At 62.6% G+C, this 16,401-nt stretch carries 11 protein-coding genes and 2 pseudogenes; 1 reads left to right on the top strand and 12 read right to left on the bottom strand.

Annotated features, from left to right (window positions below; translation table 11 throughout):
* Positions 1 to 112: 112 nt before the first annotated feature.
* Both C8K66_RS29660 and purD read right to left on the bottom strand, forming a co-directional pair.
* Positions 113 to 2,884 carry a hybrid sensor histidine kinase/response regulator gene (locus C8K66_RS29660; protein WP_017849673.1) on the bottom strand — a complete coding sequence of 924 codons (2,772 nt, stop codon included), beginning with the start codon at positions 2,882 to 2,884 and terminating at the stop codon, positions 113 to 115.
* Between the two features lie 101 nt (positions 2,885 to 2,985).
* On the bottom strand, positions 2,986 to 4,278 hold the full coding sequence (gene purD, locus C8K66_RS29655; protein ID WP_017849672.1) for a phosphoribosylamine--glycine ligase: 1,293 nt from the start codon (positions 4,276 to 4,278) through the stop codon (positions 2,986 to 2,988).
* Positions 4,279 to 4,299: 21 nt separating this feature from the next.
* Between purD and C8K66_RS31435 the strand changes: the two are divergent.
* Positions 4,300 to 4,413 (top strand): annotated as a pseudogene (locus C8K66_RS31435) (outer membrane lipoprotein carrier protein LolA); the annotation flags it as partial.
* Positions 4,414 to 4,428: 15 nt separating this feature from the next.
* On the opposite strand, the gene purH reads toward C8K66_RS31435, so the two are convergent.
* From purH to C8K66_RS29600, 10 genes and pseudogenes are all read right to left on the bottom strand, one after another.
* On the bottom strand, positions 4,429 to 6,036 hold the full coding sequence (gene purH, locus C8K66_RS29650; protein ID WP_046384852.1) for a bifunctional phosphoribosylaminoimidazolecarboxamide formyltransferase/IMP cyclohydrolase: 1,608 nt from the start codon (positions 6,034 to 6,036) through the stop codon (positions 4,429 to 4,431).
* Positions 6,037 to 6,117: 81 nt separating this feature from the next.
* Positions 6,118 to 6,438, bottom strand: coding sequence for a DNA-binding transcriptional regulator Fis (gene fis, locus C8K66_RS29645; protein ID WP_002555375.1), 321 nt, complete (start codon positions 6,436 to 6,438; stop codon positions 6,118 to 6,120).
* A complete protein-coding gene (dusB, locus tag C8K66_RS29640; RefSeq protein WP_017849670.1) occupies positions 6,435 to 7,448 on the bottom strand; it encodes a tRNA dihydrouridine synthase DusB in 1,014 nt (337 codons plus the stop codon). Before dusB ends, fis begins: the two co-directional genes overlap by 4 nt.
* 185 nt (positions 7,449 to 7,633) lie before the next feature.
* Positions 7,634 to 8,878 (bottom strand): DUF3426 domain-containing protein, encoded by a 1,245-nt coding sequence (locus C8K66_RS29630; protein WP_046384851.1) that lies wholly within the window; start codon positions 8,876 to 8,878, stop codon positions 7,634 to 7,636.
* Between the two features lie 30 nt (positions 8,879 to 8,908).
* Complete coding sequence (prmA, locus tag C8K66_RS29625) at positions 8,909 to 9,787, bottom strand: 50S ribosomal protein L11 methyltransferase (protein WP_046384850.1); 879 nt, start codon at positions 9,785 to 9,787, stop codon at positions 8,909 to 8,911.
* A gap of 277 nt (positions 9,788 to 10,064) precedes the next feature.
* Entirely contained in the window at positions 10,065 to 11,426 is a 1,362-nt protein-coding gene (gene accC, locus C8K66_RS29620; RefSeq protein ID WP_017849667.1) for an acetyl-CoA carboxylase biotin carboxylase subunit, read from the bottom strand.
* Between the two features lie 17 nt (positions 11,427 to 11,443).
* Positions 11,444 to 11,902 carry an acetyl-CoA carboxylase biotin carboxyl carrier protein gene (gene accB, locus C8K66_RS29615; protein ID WP_017849666.1) on the bottom strand — a complete coding sequence of 153 codons (459 nt, stop codon included), beginning with the start codon at positions 11,900 to 11,902 and terminating at the stop codon, positions 11,444 to 11,446.
* A 24-nt stretch (positions 11,903 to 11,926) separates the two neighbouring features.
* A complete protein-coding gene (gene aroQ, locus C8K66_RS29610) occupies positions 11,927 to 12,382 on the bottom strand; it encodes a type II 3-dehydroquinate dehydratase (RefSeq protein WP_017849665.1) in 456 nt (151 codons plus the stop codon).
* A gap of 296 nt (positions 12,383 to 12,678) precedes the next feature.
* Positions 12,679 to 13,194, bottom strand: a pseudogene (locus C8K66_RS31780) (methyl-accepting chemotaxis protein); the annotation flags it as partial.
* A 1,499-nt stretch (positions 13,195 to 14,693) separates the two neighbouring features.
* Positions 14,694 to 16,364, bottom strand: coding sequence for a PleD family two-component system response regulator (locus tag C8K66_RS29600; protein ID WP_057005975.1), 1,671 nt, complete (start codon positions 16,362 to 16,364; stop codon positions 14,694 to 14,696).
* Positions 16,365 to 16,401: the final 37 nt, after the last annotated feature.

Below are 16,401 nucleotides of genomic sequence, written 5' to 3'. Positions count from 1 at the left end.
TACCTCCTGGCCATGATTAATACATGTAAACGATGTCTCCGGTTTCAAACGTAAAGGATGTCTCCGGTCTGTACCGGGGCAAGCCCCCTCCCACATTCGATCGCATTTGACGTTAAGAGGGCGCATGCTCCGGCCGTGGCTGACGCTGCGCCACCCAGTACTCCACCAGCTCGCGCAATTGTGACAATTCCACCGGCTTGGCCATGTGCCCGTCCATCCCGGCCTGGCGTGCGCGCTCTTTGTGTTCCGAGAGGATGTGTGCGGTGAGCGCCACCACCGGCGTGCGAATGCGCTGGTGGCTGACTTCCCAGGCTCGCAACTGTTGGGTCGCGGAGAAGCCATCGAGGATCGGCATTTCACAGTCCATCAACACCAGATCATAGCGCTGGGCCTTCATCGCCTGCAGGGCTTCTTCGCCGTTGCTCGCGGTGTCCGGGTTGAGGTTGAGCTTGCCGAGCATGCCGCGGATGACTTTGGTGGAGATGCTGTTGTCTTCGGCCACCAGGATGCGGAAGTCGCTGGGCACGATGATGGCCGCCGGCGCGTTGAGGGGCGCGCGTGGCTGCCCGCCGCCTTTGCTGCGCTGGGTCAGTTCGTCGGCCAGGGTGGTCTTGAGGGTGTAGCCGGCCACCGGCTTGGCGAGGATGCGCTTGATCCCGCAATTGCGCGCAATGATCTTGCTCGGCGCGTTACTGATGCCGGTGAGCATGATCAGCAGGATGTCGTGGTTGAGGCTCGGGTCTTCCTTGATCTTGGCTGCCAGTTGCATGCCGGTCATGCCGGGCATGTTCTGGTCCAGCAGCACCACGTCGAAGTAATCACGCAGGTGCGCCTTGGTGCGCAACAACGCCAGGGCTTCCTTGCCCGACGGCACGGCGCTGACATTCAGGCCCCAGGCGGTGCATTGCTGCACCAGCACTTTGCGGCAGGTGTCGTTGTCGTCCACCACCAGTACCCGCGCACCCTTGAGCGGGCCGTCGAGGTCGGAGGTCGGGTGTTCCAGGCGTTCAGGGTCCAGCGGCAGGGTCAGCCACAGGGTGCTGCCTTGTTGTGCGCCGCTCTTGATGCCGAATTCGCCGTTCATCAACAGGATCAACTGGCGCGCGATGACCAGGCCCAGGTGGCCGCTCAAACGGGTGGCCGAGAGGAAGTTCTTGCTGTGCAGTTCGCTGTGCAGCAACGCATCGCGTTCGGCGGCTTCCATTGGCAGGCCGCTGTCCTGCACAGCAATGCGCAGGCGCGGCTTGGGGCTGCGCTCGTCGAGGGCGACGACGATCAACACTTCGCCTTCATCGGTTTTCTGCAGGGCGTTTTCCAGCAGGCTCAACATCGCCTGGCGCAGGCGCGTCGGGTCGCCGCTGATCACCCGCGGCACCTGGGGCTGGATAAAGCTGATCAGCTCGACGTTCTGCTGCTCGGCCTTGGCGCGGAAGATGCTCAGGCAGTCGTCGATCAGCGCATTGAGGTCGAACTGCACGTCGTCCAATTCGATCTGCCCGGATTCCAGCTTGGAGATATCGAGGATTTCGTTGATCAGTGTGAGCAGTTCGTTACCGGCGCTGTGGATCGTCTGCACATAGTCGCGCTGTTTGACCGACAACGGCGTGCCCAGCAGCAGTTCGGTCATGCCCAGCACGCCGTTCATGGGGGTACGGATTTCGTGGCTGATCTTCGCCAGGAACTCGGCCTTGGCGGCGATTTCGGCGTTGCTGGCCGCCAGCTCGCGGCTGAGGCTGAAGCGTGCTTCGACGATGGCGCGCTGGCGTTCGCCGAGGGCCAGGCTCATCAGCAGGCCACTGAGGCAGATAAAGCTGAGCAGGGTAATGATCAAGCCTTGCGGCGCCAGCAGCGTGAGGCCAAGCAAGGCCGGCAGGATGATCAGCGTGCCGATGTTGAACACCACCATCCCCGCCACGAACAACCGCGCCGGCCGGTAGCCTTTTTGCCAGTGATAGGCCGAGACAAACAACATGCTCAGGCCGGCCAGGGCCACCAGGACGTAAGTGATGATGTTCAGCGGCAACGTGTTGACGAACAACAGCAGCAGGCCGCACAGCACGATCAACAGAATGTCGGCCATCAACAGTTTGTTCAGCGGGTGCGGGCCCAGCGGCATGAAGAAGCGATAGGCAAACATCAGCCCGCACGGTGCGGTCAGCAGCAGGGCGAGGTAGGCGCCCGGCGTCTGGATCGCGTGCCAGTTCTGCAGCCATGGCCCCAGCAGGTTGAGCAGCAACGCCAGGCTGAGCAGCAGCAGCACTTCGCAGGCCGCCAGCCACAGGCTGCTGCGTGAGCGGTGGTAGGCGAAGCGGGAGAGGTTGTGCAGGATCAGCATCAGCAGACAGCCGAACAGCAGGCCGTAGATCAGCGTCTGGCTTTGGTCGGCGGCGGCGAGTACGGCCGGCTCCAGGGTGATATAGGGGCGCAGTTCGTGTTCCGAGACCAGGCGCAGGTACACCTCAAGGGGCTTCGGGCTCTGGGGCATCGGCAGCATGAAGTCGCTGCTGGGCAGCGGGCGCTCGGCCTGGGGCTGGCGCGTGCCGGTGGTTTGCTGTTCCACCAGGGTGTCGCCATCCAGCACATACAGACTCAGGAGGGAGACGTCCGGGGCGAACACCCGCAGCACTTGCTCGTGCTGGCCGGGTTGCAGCTTGAAGCGTACCCACAACGCACCGTCCGGCTCGGCGGCAGTGATCCGGTCCAGTTCGATGGGGCTGAATTGATTGGTGTAGCGGGGCGAACGGATATCGCTCAGTTGCAGGTCGGCCTGTTCATCAAGCAATACTGCCCAGCCACTGCCTTGCGCAGCGGCCTGGGCCGGGAGCAAACAGAGCAGTGTCAGCAGACTGACAGTGAAACCTATGGCGATCCTGAGCCAGCGCACGGCGAAATCCCTTCGTAGGTTGAAGCACGGGTTAACTATGCGCGGGGTCATACGAGTACGGCAAGGGCCAGAGGCCCTTACCTAACCGAACGGATAGCGACTTAATGAGTCTCGCCACGTTCACGGGCAATCGCGCGATAGCCGATATCTTTACGGTAGAAGCAGCCGTTCCAGCTGATTTTCGCCGCCAGTTTGTAGGCCTGTTGCTGTGCAGCGTCGACACTGGCGCCCATCGCGGTGGCACATAGCACACGGCCACCTGCGGTCACCACCTTGCCGTCCTGCAGCGCAGTGCCCGCATGGAACACTTTGCCTTCCAGCGTCGCCGCCGCGTCCAGGCCTTCAATCACATCGCCCTTGGCGTAGTCGGCCGGGTAACCGCCAGCTGCCAGCACAATGCCGACGCTCGGGCGTGGGTCCCACTGGGCTTCAACCTTGTCCAGGGCCTGGGCCAGCGCGGCTTCCACCAGCAGCACCAGGCTCGATTGCAGGCGCAGCATCACCGGTTGGGTTTCCGGGTCGCCGAAGCGGCAGTTGAACTCGATGACCTTCGGGTTACCGGCCTTGTCGATCATCAGACCGGCGTAGAGGAAACCGGTGTAGACGTTGCCTTCATCGGCCATGCCGCGCACGGTCGGCCAGATCACCAGGTCCATCACACGCTGATGCACTTCGCTGGTCACGACCGGGGCCGGGGAGTAAGCCCCCATGCCTCCGGTGTTCGGGCCGCTGTCGCCGTCGCCGACGCGCTTGTGGTCCTGGCTGGTGGCCATCGGCAGGACGTTCTTGCCGTCGACCATCACGATGAAGCTGGCTTCTTCGCCGTCGAGGAATTCTTCGATGACCACGCGCGAACCGGCTTCACCGAAGGCGTTGCCGGCGAGCATGTCGCGCACGGCGTCTTCGGCTTCCTGCAGGGTCATGGCGACGATCACGCCTTTGCCCGCGGCCAGGCCGTCGGCCTTGATCACGATCGGCGCGCCTTTTTCACGCAGGTAAGCCAGGGCTGGCTCGATCTCGGTGAAGTTCTGGTAGTCGGCGGTCGGGATCTTGTGGCGCGCCAGGAAATCCTTGGTGAATGCCTTGGAACCTTCCAGCTGGGCCGCGCCGGCGGTCGGGCCGAAGCAGTCCAGGCCGCGGCTGCGGAACAGGTCGACGACACCGGCAACCAGCGGCACTTCCGGACCGACGATGGTCAGGGAAACGTTTTTCTCGGCGAAATCCGCCAGTTGTTCCAGGGCCAGCACGTCGATGGCGACGTTTTCGCACTTGGCTTCAATGGCGGTGCCGGCGTTGCCGGGGGCTACGAATACTTTCTGGACGCGTGGGTCCTGGGCAACTTTCCAGGCCAGGGCGTGTTCACGGCCACCGCTGCCAATAATCAAAACATTCATTTCAAAAACCTCTGAGAAACGCTGTGCTTCCCTGTAGGAGCGAGCTTGCTCGCGAAGGTCGTCAACGATAACGAGGGAAACCTGACACCTCGTGGCGTTTTTGAGTTTTTCGCGAGCAAGCTCGCTCCTACAGTCGGGAAGCGGTGCTGTTTAGTGACGGAAGTGGCGCATGCCGGTGAAGACCATGGCGATGCCGGCTTCGTCAGCCGCAGCAATCACTTCGGCATCACGCATCGAGCCGCCTGGCTGGATCACTGCGGTGACGCCGGCCTTGGCGGCGTTGTCCAGACCGTCGCGGAACGGGAAGAACGCGTCGGACGCCATCACCGAGCCCGCTACCTGCAAACCGGCGTGTTCAGCCTTGATCGCGGCGATGCGCGCCGAGTTCACACGGCTCATCTGGCCGGCGCCGACACCGATGGTCTGGCGGTTCTTGGCGTAGACGATGGCGTTGGACTTGACGTACTTGGCCACTTTCCAGGCGAAGATCAGGTCGTTGATTTCCTGCTCGGTCGGTGCGCGCTTGGTCACCACTTTCAGGTCGGCGCTGCTGATCATGCCGATGTCGCGGCTTTGCACCAGCAGGCCGCCGTTGACGCGCTTGTAGTCCCAGGCAGGGGCACGTTCGGCCGACCATTCGCCGCAGGCCAGCAGGCGCACGTTGGCTTTGGCGGCCACGATGGCGCGGGCTTCCTCGCTGACGGACGGGGCGATGATCACTTCGACGAACTGACGCTCGACGATGGCCTTGGCGGTCGCGGCGTCGAGTTCGCGGTTGAAGGCGATGATGCCGCCGAAGGCCGATTCGGTGTCGGTGGCGTAGGCCAGTTCGTAGGCCTGGCGGATGCCGCCTTCAGCGTCCGGGCTCACGGCCACGCCGCACGGGTTGGCGTGCTTGACGATCACGCAGGCCGGCTTGACGAAGCTCTTCACGCATTCCAGCGCGGCGTCGGTGTCGGCCACGTTGTTGTAGGACAGTTCTTTGCCTTGCAGCTGGGTCGCGGTGGCGATGCCCACTTCGGCCGGCTTGGCTTCCACGTAGAACGCCGCGCTCTGGTGCGGGTTCTCGCCGTAGCGCATTTCCTGGGCCTTGATGAACTGGCTGTTGAAGGTCCGCGGGAACTGGCTGCGACCTTCTGTGCTGAGGGTCTCGGCGGCCTGGTTCACGGTGCCCATGTAGTTGGCGATCATGCCGTCGTAGGCGGCGGTGTGTTCGAATGCCTTGAGCATCAGGTCGAAACGCTGGGCGTAGGTCAGGCCACCGGCTTTGAGGTTTTCAAGCACCTGGGCGTAGTCGCTGGCGTTGACCACGATGGCCACGTCTTTGTGGTTCTTGGCGGCCGAGCGAACCATGGTCGGGCCGCCGATATCGATGTTTTCGATGGCGGTCGGCAGGTCGCAGCCCGGCTTGTTGATGGTGGCTTCGAACGGGTAGAGGTTGACGGCCACCAGATCGATCGGCTTAATGCCGTGCTCGTTCATGATGGCATCGTCGATACCGCGACGGCCGAGGATGCCACCATGGATTTTCGGGTGCAGGGTCTTGACCCGACCGTCCATCATCTCTGCGAAACCGGTGTAGTCCGCGACTTCTACTGCGGCCACGCCGTTGTCTCGCAGCAGTTTGAAGGTCCCGCCCGTGGAGAGGATTTCCACGCCCAGGGCTTCCAGCCCCCGGGCAAATTCGAGAACCCCGGTCTTGTCGGAGACACTGATCAAGGCGCGGCGGATCGGCAGGCGGGTAGTCTGGTCGGTCATTTCAATTTCCATCAAAAGCAAAGGAGTCAGCAAAAAAGGCGACCGGTTTTACGCGGGCGCCTTTCTGGTCGGATTGAATGCTTACAGCAAATCGTATTGTTTGAGCTTTTTGCGCAAGGTGCCACGGTTGAGGCCCAGCAGCTCACTGGCTTTGGTCTGGTTGCCCTTGACGTAGTTCATCACGCTTTCGAGCAAGGGCGCCTCGACTTCGGAGAGCACGAGGTTGTACACGTCCGTGACGGAAGCGCCCTCAAGGTGGGCGAAATAATTGTGCAGCGCCTTCTCGACACTCCCGCGAAGGGTCTGGCCTTCTTCGCTCGGCGTGTTGAGGTGCTGTTTCAAATTGACGTTGTCGCTCACGGGTGTTGTTCCACTCACTAAAGTCTCGGTCATCATCGTCATGCGGCCACCCCCTCTCCGTCCCCTGTCACCAGGCTCTTGTCACGTTCGCTGAAGAACTCACGAACGTTGGCGCACTGTGCTTCCGTATCATCCAAACGATTGAAGTGGGCGCGAAACTCCCTGGCGCCCGGCAGGGTTGCGAGATACCAGCCGACATGCTTGCGAGCAATGCGTACTCCCATCACGTCTCCGTAGAAGGCGTGCAGGGCGGCCAGATGCTCTAGCAGAATACGTTCCACCTCGATCAACCCCGGTGCCGGCAACAGCTCGCCGGTACGCAGAAAGTGTTCGACTTCACGAAAAATCCATGGCCGCCCCTGGGCGGCCCGGCCAATCAACAGGCCATCGGCACCGGTCGCATGCAGCACGCGCCGGGCTTTCTCGGCTGAGTCGATATCGCCATTGGCAAATACCGGCATCGACACGGCCTGCTTGATCGCGGCAATGGTGTCGTACTCGGCTTCGCCGGTGTAAAGATCGGCGCGGGTGCGGCCATGCACCGCCAGCGCTGAAATACCCGCCTGTTCGGCGATCTTCGCCACCGTCAGGCCATTCTTGTTGTCCCGGTCCCAGCCGGTACGAATCTTCAGGGTGACCGGTACATCCACTGCGGCGACAACGGCCTGCAGGATCTCGGCGACCAACTGCTCATCCTTCAACAGCGCGGAACCGGCGGCCTTGTTGCAGACCTTCTTGGCCGGACAGCCCATGTTGATGTCAATGATCTGCGCGCCCAGCTCCACGTTGGCCCGGGCCGCCTCCGCCAGCATCTGTGCGTCGCCACCGGCGATCTGTACCGAGCGGGGCTCGGGATCACCTTCGTGGATCATGCGCAGCCGCGATTTGCGGGTGTTCCACAAGCTCATGTCGCTGGTGACCATTTCCGAGACTACTAGACCCGCGCCCAAACGCTTGCACAGCTGACGAAAGGGCTGGTCGGTGACCCCCGCCATTGGCGCGAGAATCAAACCATTGTGCAATGTGTATGGGCCGATGCGTACCGCCGACATAGGACTTCCCTGTTGTGGGGCCGGATCATTAGAGTTCGAAAAAGGGTTGGCATGATACCCGCTCTCGATGACTGGATAAAGGCTGAATTGGATAAAATCTGAACAGTTATTTCTTTATCGCCACCGGTTTGGTTGCCGGCGGTCCAGTCAATAATCCGTCGTCAAACCTCGATGACCGCGCCGATTCACTCGGGCGAATGAAAGCTCAGGCTGTAATTCACCGCTTTGTTGCCGGGGTCGAGGATGTCCAGGGAGATATGGATCGGCGTCTGCGACGGCATTTCACTGACCCCGGCCAGCTCACCGCTCAGGTATTCGGCGGGCTTGAAGCGCCGACTGGCGATCAGGTTGCCGTTCAGGTCGGCAAAGCGCAGTTCCAGCAACGGAAACGGCTGGGAGAACGTCGCGCGGTTATAGATGATTGCATCTACCACCAGCGCGCCGGCGAATTCAGGATGGCTGCGCACCACCAGGTTGCTGCTCTTGATGTGCGCGATATCGACCCGTGACGGCACCGTGCAGCCCAATGTCGGGCACAGTTGCTGGAACCACGGGCGATAGGCGTCCTGGCGCGCCAGGTCGTCGAACTGGTAGGCAATGTACTGGCCGGCGAGGCCGGCGGCGGCGATCAGCACCAGCAACAGCCAGAGCAGGCGACGGCCCCAGCTTGACGGGCGTTTGCCGGCGTACAAGTGCAGCGGGTCATCTTCGAGGTCCTGCAGCAGTTCGTCGTGGGCGCTGGCGGCGCTGCGCGAGCGCTTGCGGCCTTGGGGGCGCTCGTCGGGTTCCGGCGCGTCCACGTCGTCGCTGACCGCGCTCACGGGTGGGTCGAGTTCGTCGTCTTCATCGGCAGGTGTGGAACGCAGCGGCGGTTCATCGTCGATGTCGTCGGTGGCGAGGGACATCGACGGTTCGGTGCGCTGTTTAGTCGCAGGGGCATTTGCCGGTTCAGGTTCGTCTTCGGGCGCTTTGGCGCGTTCTTCAGGCGGTTCGCTGAACAGGCTGGCGGCCCATTTTTCTTCCTCGGCCTTGATCGTGTCGCGGCTGGCGCTGAGGGCATCTTCCTTTTTGCGTCGGTCGGCGCTGCCTTGCCGGCGTTCCGCGCCCAGCGGCTGGGTGTGTTGAATCTCGCGGCGTTCCAGCTTGGCCAGTTCTTTGTCCAGGTCCAGGTTGTCCAGGTCCAGCTCTTGCGCCGTCCACTGTTTCTGGCTGATCGCCCGCGGCGCCTCGGCGGCGTGCTCCGCTGCGGCCGGCTGTTCAGGCTTCGGCGCTTGCGCGTGGGCGCGCTGCTCCAGCAACTGGCGCGCGGCGTTGAACACTTGCAGGCACGAGCCGCAGCGCACCACGCCGCGCGCCACGTTCAACTGAGCGTGGCTGACGCGAAAGCGCGTTTGGCAATGGGGACACTGGGTGACGAAACTGTCGGTCATGCGGCCATCCGATTCAGGCAAGCGCTCATTCTAGCGCCGACGCCCGCTGATGCGTACCCAGCCATCACGATTGGCGATCGGGTCGAGCTCGAAATCCTGGGCGTAGGCTGCAGCCACGTCTTCACCCTGTTCGGCGAGGATGCCCGACAGCGCCAGGCGGCCACCCGGCTTGACCAGGCTCGACAGCTGCGGCGCCAGGGCCACCAGCGGGCCGGCGAGGATATTGGCGACCAGCACATCGGCCTGCACCTGGGGCAATTGCTCCGGCAGGTACAATGGGAATTTGCCTTCAGCAATGTGGTTGCGCCCGGCGTTATCGCGGGAGGCTTCCAGGGCCTGTACGTCGATATCGGTGCCGACGGCTTCCTTGGCGCCCAACAACAGGGCGGCAATCGCCAGAATCCCCGAGCCGCAGCCGAAGTCCAACACGTGGCAATCGTTCAGGTCCTGGCCGTCCAGCCATTCCAGGCACAGCGCGGTGGTCGGGTGCGTGCCGGTGCCGAACGCCAGGCCCGGGTCCAGCAGCAGGTTCACCGCGTCAGGCTCGGGGGCGGCGTGCCAGCTCGGCACGATCCACAGGCGCTGGCCGAAACGCATCGGCTGGAAGTTGTCCATCCAGCTGCGTTCCCAGTCCTGGTCTTCGATGATTTCGCTGTGGTGCTCGGGCAGCGGGCCGCCGGTGAGCAGTTCCATATGGGCCAGGACGCTGGCGGCATCGGTGCCGTCTTCGAACAGGGCCAGCAAGTGGGTGTGGGACCACAGCGGGGTGGTGTTGAGTTCCGGCTCGAAGATCGGCTGGTCTTCGGCGTCCATGAAGGTCACCGAGACGGCGCCCACTTCAAGGAACGCGTCTTCGTAGGTTTCGGCTTGTTCTGGGCTGATGGCGAGACGGACTTGCAGCCAAGGCATGGCGGGCACCTTTGAAAAAATGAGTGTGCAGCGGGGAGGGCTGCGAAAGCGCGCAAGTTTACGCGAGCGTGGAGAAGAAGACGACTGTACTGACAGTACGCCGACCAAATGTGGGAGGGGGCTTGCCCCCGATGGCGGCAGCTCAGTCATAGATTAGGTGACTGACCCACCGCTATCGGGGGCAAGCCCCCTCCCACATTTGGACTGTGTACATCTTCAAAATGGAGGGGCCACAAACAACAAAGCCGCCCGAAGGCGGCTTTGTTGGGTGGAGCACTTACTGGTTGGCCAGTTTGTGTTCCAGGTAGTGAATGTTCACACCACCTTCGCAGAAGCCTTCATCGCGGACCAGATCCCGATGCAGCGGGATGTTGGTCTTGATGCCGTCGACCACGATTTCGTCCAGGGCGTTACGCATGCGGGCCATGGCCTCGTCGCGGGTGGCGCCCCAGGTGATCAGCTTGCCGATCAACGAGTCGTAGTTGGACGGAACCTTGTAGCCGCTGTACAGGTGCGAATCGACGCGAACGCCGTTGCCGCCTGGCGCATGGAAATGCTTGACCAGGCCTGGACTCGGGATAAAGGTTTTCGGGTCTTCGGCGTTGATCCGGCACTCCAGGGAGTGGCCGTGGATCTTCACGTCGTCCTGGGTGAAGGACAGCTCGTTACCGGCGGCGATGCTCAGCATCTCCTTGACGATATCGATACCGGTGACCATCTCCGAAACCGGGTGTTCTACCTGCACGCGAGTGTTCATCTCGATGAAGTAGAAACGGCCGTTCTCGTAGAGGAACTCGAAGGTGCCGGCGCCACGGTAGTTGATGTCGATGCACGCCTTGACGCAACGCGCCAGGACTTCCGCACGGGCTTTCTCGTCGAGGCCCGGTGCCGGTGCTTCTTCCAATACCTTCTGGTGACGACGTTGCAGCGAGCAATCGCGGTCGCCCAGGTGGATGGCGTGGCCCTGGCCGTCGGACAGCACCTGCACTTCCACGTGACGTGGGTTGGTCAGGTACTTCTCCAGGTAGACCATCGGGTTGCCGAACCAGGCAGCCGCTTCGGAGCGCGTCTGCTTGGCCGCTTCGATCAGGTCTTCTTCCTTGTGTACCACGCGCATGCCGCGACCACCGCCGCCGCCTGCGGCCTTGATGATCACCGGGTAACCGACTTCGCGACCGATGCGCAGCGCAGTGGTCTCGTCCTCGGGCAGCGGGCCGTCGGAGCCTGGAACGGTCGGCACGCCGGCCGCGATCATGGCGTCCTTGGCCGAAACCTTGTCACCCATCAGGCGAATGGTCTCGGCTTTCGGGCCGATGAAGGCAAACCCGGATTTTTCCACCTGTTCGGCGAAATCGGCGTTTTCCGCGAGGAAGCCGTAGCCCGGGTGGATGCCATCAGCGCCGGTCACTTCCGCAGCGGCGATGATGTTCGAGACTTTCAGGTACGAGTTCGCAGCCAGTGGCGGGCCGATGCAGATGCTTTCGTCCGCCAGTTTCACGTGCATCAGTTCGGTATCGGCCGTCGAGTAAACAGCGACGGTCTTGATGCCCTCTTCCTTACAGGCGCGCAGGATACGCAGCGCGATCTCGCCGCGGTTGGCGATCAGGACTTTTTGCAGTTTCTTCGCAGGTTTCAACATCGAAGGCGCTCCGCGGTTCAAACGATGGTGAACAGCGGCTGGTCGTACTCAACCGGCTGACCGTTTTCTACCAGAATGGATTCGATGACACCGGCTTTTTCGGCCGTGATGTGGTTCATCATTTTCATCGCTTCCACGATGCAGATGGTGTCGCCTTCTTTCACGGTTTTGCCGACTTCAACGAAGGCTGGCGAACCCGGTGCCGGGGTGCGGTAGAACGTACCGACCATTGGCGACTTGGCCACGAAGCCGTTCAGCTTGGGCGCAGCAGGCTCGGCGGCGGCGACAGGCGCAGCGGCGACCGGAGCGGCAGCGGCAGGTGCCGGTGCTTGCATCTGCGGCGCGTAGAATTGCTGGGCCGGGGTCTTGCTGTGACGGCTGATGCGTACAGACTCTTCGCCTTCCTTGATTTCCAGCTCGTCGATGCCGGATTCTTCCAGCAGTTCGATCAGTTTCTTAACTTTACGGATATCCATGAATCGTCAACTCCCAAGGGTCGGTCAGGGGCGCTTGGCCGGTTGTTCAAGTTGTTCCAGGGCGGCCTCCAGGGCCAGTCGATAACCGCTGGCGCCAAGGCCGCAGATCACACCTACCGCTACGTCGGAGAAGTAGGAGTGATGGCGGAAAGGTTCGCGTTTGTACACGTTCGACAAATGCACTTCGATGAATGGGATGCTCACCGCCAGCAGCGCGTCACGTAATGCAACACTTGTGTGCGTAAAAGCGGCGGGATTGATCAGAATAAAGTCCACGCCTTCGCCGCGCGCGGCATGGATGCGATCAATCAATTCGTACTCGGCATTGCTTTGCAGGTACAGCAAATGGTGGCCGGCTTCACGGGCCCGTCGCTCCAGATCGAGGTTGATCTGTTCCAGGGTCACTGCCCCGTAGACGCCCGGTTCGCGGGTGCCGAGCAGGTTCAGGTTGGGTCCGTGAAGAACCAGTAAGGTCGCCATCGGCTGTTCCTTGTTATTGATGTGGGTACGGCAGAACCCGGCGACTATGCCGCAAAGCGTTTATGACTGTCCAGTTCTATGCAGTAGGCAGCACGATTAGCGAGGATTGCGCGAAATTTGTGACTGCGGCCCAGGATCCGGTCATTGGTAATACCGTCTTGAAACCTGTGGCGATCAAATGTGGGAGGGGGCTTGCCCCCGATAGCGGTGTGCCAGTCTCAATATCTGCAACTGATCCACCGCTATCGGGGGCAAGCCCCCTCCCACATTGGTTCTTCGTATGGCGCTAGGTCGGGTCAGACGCGGAAGGCTTGGACGGCGGTGTTGAGTTGGCCGCCCAGCACCAGCAGGTGCTCACCCTGGCTGCGGCCCTGGCCGATGCGCAGCAGGTTGTCCTCACCCAGCTGATGAATCCGTTCGCTGTTATCGCGAATCTCACTCACCGCACCGCTCTGCTGCGCGGTCACATCGGCGATACGCACGGAGGTGTCGGAAATGGTCTGGATCGCCCCGACGATTTCATCCAGCGCGCCGTCGGCCGCTTGTGCTTGCTGGGCGGTGGCTTCGGCGTGTTCGACCTGCGCGCGCATGCCTTCCACCGACTGGCGGGCGGCGGTTTGCAGGCCGGCGATGAGGCCCTGGATTTCGGCGGTGGCGCCAGCGGTGCGCTGGGCCAGGGAGCGCACTTCGTCGGCGACCACGGCAAACCCCCGCCCGGCGTCTCCGGCGCGGGCGGCTTCAATGGCGGCATTGAGCGCCAGCAGGTTGGTCTGGTCGGCGATCGAGCGAATCACCGTCAACACGCCGCCGATGGTTGCGGACTCTTCGGCGAGTTTCTCGATCATCTGCGCGTTTTGCTGCACTTCGCCCACCAGCGCATGCAGCCCGGTCAGGCTCAGGCCGATCACCCGCTGGCCGTGCTTCACCGCCTGGCCCGCGCTGCGGCTGGCGCCGGCGGCCTGGCTGGCGTCCCCGGCGACTTGTTGAATGGTCGCTTCCAATTCGCCCAACGAATCGCGGATCTGCGCGGTGTCCCCGGCCTGCCGTTCGGCGCCATCATGCAGGCCGCTGCTCAGCTCGGCCAGGGCACGGCTGCTGCCGGCGACTTCCTCGGCATTGCCGCGAATGGTGCCCACCAGGTCCACCAGATAGGCGCGCAAGCGGTTGAGGGAGGCTTCGATGTCGCGCAGTTCGCGGTTGGTCTTGCCCAAGGCAATCGGTTGGCTGAAGTCGCCTTCGGCCCAGGTCGACAGGGCCGGTGCCAGGTTGGTCAGCACCCGTGCCAGGCGCCGTTGCAGGGTATCGATCAGCAGGGCGATCAGCAGGATCAGGCCGATCATCACCCCTTGCATCAGGCGCACTTCGCCCTGGATCTTTGCGTGTTGCGCCCGCACGACGGGCTCCAGGCCGGCGATGGCCTGTTGCACACCGGCGATTTTCAGGTGGGTGCCGGCGGCGAGGTCGGCGCGCCGCTGGATCTGCTCGCGGGTACGCTTGAGTTCGGCCGGGTAGCGGGTCAGCAGGCTGTTGAGTTCGCGCTTGAGGTCGACGCCGGTGTCTTGTGTTTCGGTTTTTTCGCTGTTTTCCAGGCCCATCAGCGCCGAAAAGTCATCGGTGTTCGAACCGGCGTTGGCCTTGACTCCAAGTAAGGGCAGTTGCTCCAGCAGGTCGGCCTGGCCGCGGATATTGCTGACTTCGCGCTCCACATCATCCGCCAGTTCGGCGCGCCCGCTGCTCACCAGCTTGTCGCGGGCCAGGGACAGCTTGCCCAGGTGTTGGGACGCCGCCAGCAGCGGCGGCAGGTAGCGCGCCGCGGCGGGCGAATCGACGCCGATGGCGTACTGGCTCAGTTGCTCGAGGTTCGCGCCCAGTTCTCGCTCGGCCTGCAACAGCAGCGCTTGCGGGTCGCCGGCCAGTTTGCCGGCGGCGAGCAGGTCGGTTTTGCTGAAGGTGTCCAGCTCCTTCAGGCTGGGGCGCAGGCTTTGTGCGAGGTCGGCGGGCAATTCGTCCAGGTGCTGCAGCAGGCTTTCCAGGCTCTGGCTGGCGCTGCTCAAGCGCAGGGCGTCGCCGCTGGCCAGGTAGTCGTCGATGTTGCGTGCGGCCTGGTTCTGGAAGGTCTGCGACAACCCCAGGTAGCGTTCCATCAGCAAATAAGGCCGTTCCAGCGCGCGTTGCGACCACCAGAGCGTCGCCCCGAGTGCCAGGCACACGGCCACCAGAAGGAGGGTATTGAGATTGGTCAGCAGCTTCAGGCGCATGCGTGGTTTCAACCGACAGCAAAAGTTAAGTGCCTGAAGTTATTGCGTTTCTATTACAAAGTTATGACGGAATCGCTGGATTCTGGTGAAAAGATGGCACTTTGACTTGATGTGTGCGCGGCTTGAACCCGATTGCGTCCGGCATCCTTGGCGCGGTACAGCGCCTCGTCGGCTTGGGCGGCCATCATCAGGCTGTCGGAATCGTCGCACAGCTCCACCAGCCCGGCGCTGAAGGTACACCACAAGTCATGCGGCTGGGCCGGGTAGTGAATTTCGGCAAAGCGCCCACGGATTTCATCCAGCACCTTGCAGGCCGATTCCAAGTCGGTATCGGGCATCACAATCGCAAACTCTTCACCGCCGTAGCGGCCGATGTAGTCGGTCTTGCGCAAGCGCTGTTTGAGGAACAGCGCCAGGCTCTTGATCACGCGGTCGCCCATGGGGTGGCCGTGGCTGTCGTTGACGCGCTTGAAGTGGTCGATGTCGAGCATGGCAAAGCTCAACGGCTTGTTCTCGCGACGAGCGCGGAAGGTGCAGTCTTCGAGCAATTGCAGGATATGGGTGTGGTTGTACAGGCCGGTCAGGCTGTCGCGCACCATCCGCGCCTTGAGGTTGCGCGCACGGGCCGCGCGGTTGCGCACGGTGGTGATCAGGTGGCGCGGCTTGATCGGCTTGGTGAGGAAGTCGTCGCCGCCTTCGCTCATGGCGTCCAGCTGTTTATCCAGGTCGTCTTCGGCCGACAGGTAGATGATCGGCACGCTGACGTACCGGTCGTTATGACGAATCACCTTGGCCAGTTCGGTGCCGGTGCAGGCGGGCATGTACATGTCGAGGATGATCAGGTCGGGCTGGAAATCCGCCAGCTCGGCCATGGCCTGGATCGGCTCGATCAGCGTGCGGGTGATGATGCCGGCGCTGTTGAGCAGGCGCTCGGTGTGCAGCGCCTGGGCCCGTGAGTCGTCGATGATCAGCACTTTATAGGGGTCGTATTGGGCGACGCAGGTCAGCACTTCGATCTTTTCCAGCAGGCTCGAGGCTTCCAGCGTGCCGGTCAGGAACTCCTCGCCGCCGGCGCGCACGGCGGCGAGGCGGGTCGGGGTGTCGGTTTCATGCAGGCTGAAAAACAGCAACGGCAGCTTTTGCTCCAGGCCTTGCTGGGCCTCGGCGGCCAGTTGGAGGCCGAGGCCCGGGCCGCAGAAATCCACGTCCATCACAATCGCCGACGGCAGGCGCTCGGCCATCGCCACGCGATACGCCGCCACGTTGTCCAGGGACTGGGCGCTCAGGCCAAAGAACTCCAGCTGCTTGGCCAGACGCTCGGCGCGATCATGATCGGCCAGCATCACGTAGATCGGCTTGCGCATCGGCGGCAGGAAGGTTTGCTCAAGCTGATCGCCCTGGCGCAGGCCGGTGCGGGACAGGCGTTGCATCAAGCGGTTGATTTCGGTGATCAGTTGACTGCTCAGGCGGCCGCGATTGGCGTCCACCGCTTTGAGCGACTCGCCGATGTGCTGCGCCAGTTGGCCGTGTTCGGGCTGTTCGAAGCGTTCGGCGAAGCGCAGCAGGCGCAGGTTGGCTTCGCTGAGTTCGGAGAAGTCGGCGTCGGACCATTCGCTGCGTTGCAGGCGCTGCCAGATCTCAAGAATTTGACGTGCCTGATGAATTACCCGCTGGGCAAAGTGCTGCTTGAGACGCTCACGGCTGGGGTCTTCTGGCTCGGTCATATCCTGACTACTAGTGAAGGTGCGTGCTGAGGTCGAC

The sequence above is a fragment of the Pseudomonas sp. GV105 genome (genome assembly GCF_003058185.1).
In the GTDB taxonomy this organism is placed as follows: Bacteria; Pseudomonadota; Gammaproteobacteria; order Pseudomonadales; family Pseudomonadaceae; genus Aquipseudomonas; species Aquipseudomonas veronii.
Note: the sequence above shows the minus strand (reverse complement) of the source record. Positions and strands in the feature narration are given on the sequence as shown.

Excerpts from the sequence above, each read along its gene's own strand:
- purD (WP_017849672.1), bottom strand. The coding sequence starts at position 4,278 with ATGAATGTTTTGATTATTGGCAGCGGTGGCCGTGAACACGCCCTGGCC.
- purH (WP_046384852.1), bottom strand. The coding sequence starts at position 6,036 with ATGACCGACCAGACTACCCGCCTGCCGATCCGCCGCGCCTTGATCAGT.
- fis (WP_002555375.1), bottom strand. The coding sequence starts at position 6,438 with ATGACGATGATGACCGAGACTTTAGTGAGTGGAACAACACCCGTGAGC.
- dusB (WP_017849670.1), bottom strand. The coding sequence starts at position 7,448 with ATGTCGGCGGTACGCATCGGCCCATACACATTGCACAATGGTTTGATT.
- C8K66_RS29630 (WP_046384851.1), bottom strand. The coding sequence starts at position 8,878 with ATGACCGACAGTTTCGTCACCCAGTGTCCCCATTGCCAAACGCGCTTT.
- prmA (WP_046384850.1), bottom strand. The coding sequence starts at position 9,787 with ATGCCTTGGCTGCAAGTCCGTCTCGCCATCAGCCCAGAACAAGCCGAA.
- accC (WP_017849667.1), bottom strand. The coding sequence starts at position 11,426 with ATGTTGAAACCTGCGAAGAAACTGCAAAAAGTCCTGATCGCCAACCGC.
- accB (WP_017849666.1), bottom strand. The coding sequence starts at position 11,902 with ATGGATATCCGTAAAGTTAAGAAACTGATCGAACTGCTGGAAGAATCC.
- aroQ (WP_017849665.1), bottom strand. The coding sequence starts at position 12,382 with ATGGCGACCTTACTGGTTCTTCACGGACCCAACCTGAACCTGCTCGGC.
- C8K66_RS29600 (WP_057005975.1), bottom strand. The coding sequence starts at position 16,364 with ATGACCGAGCCAGAAGACCCCAGCCGTGAGCGTCTCAAGCAGCACTTT.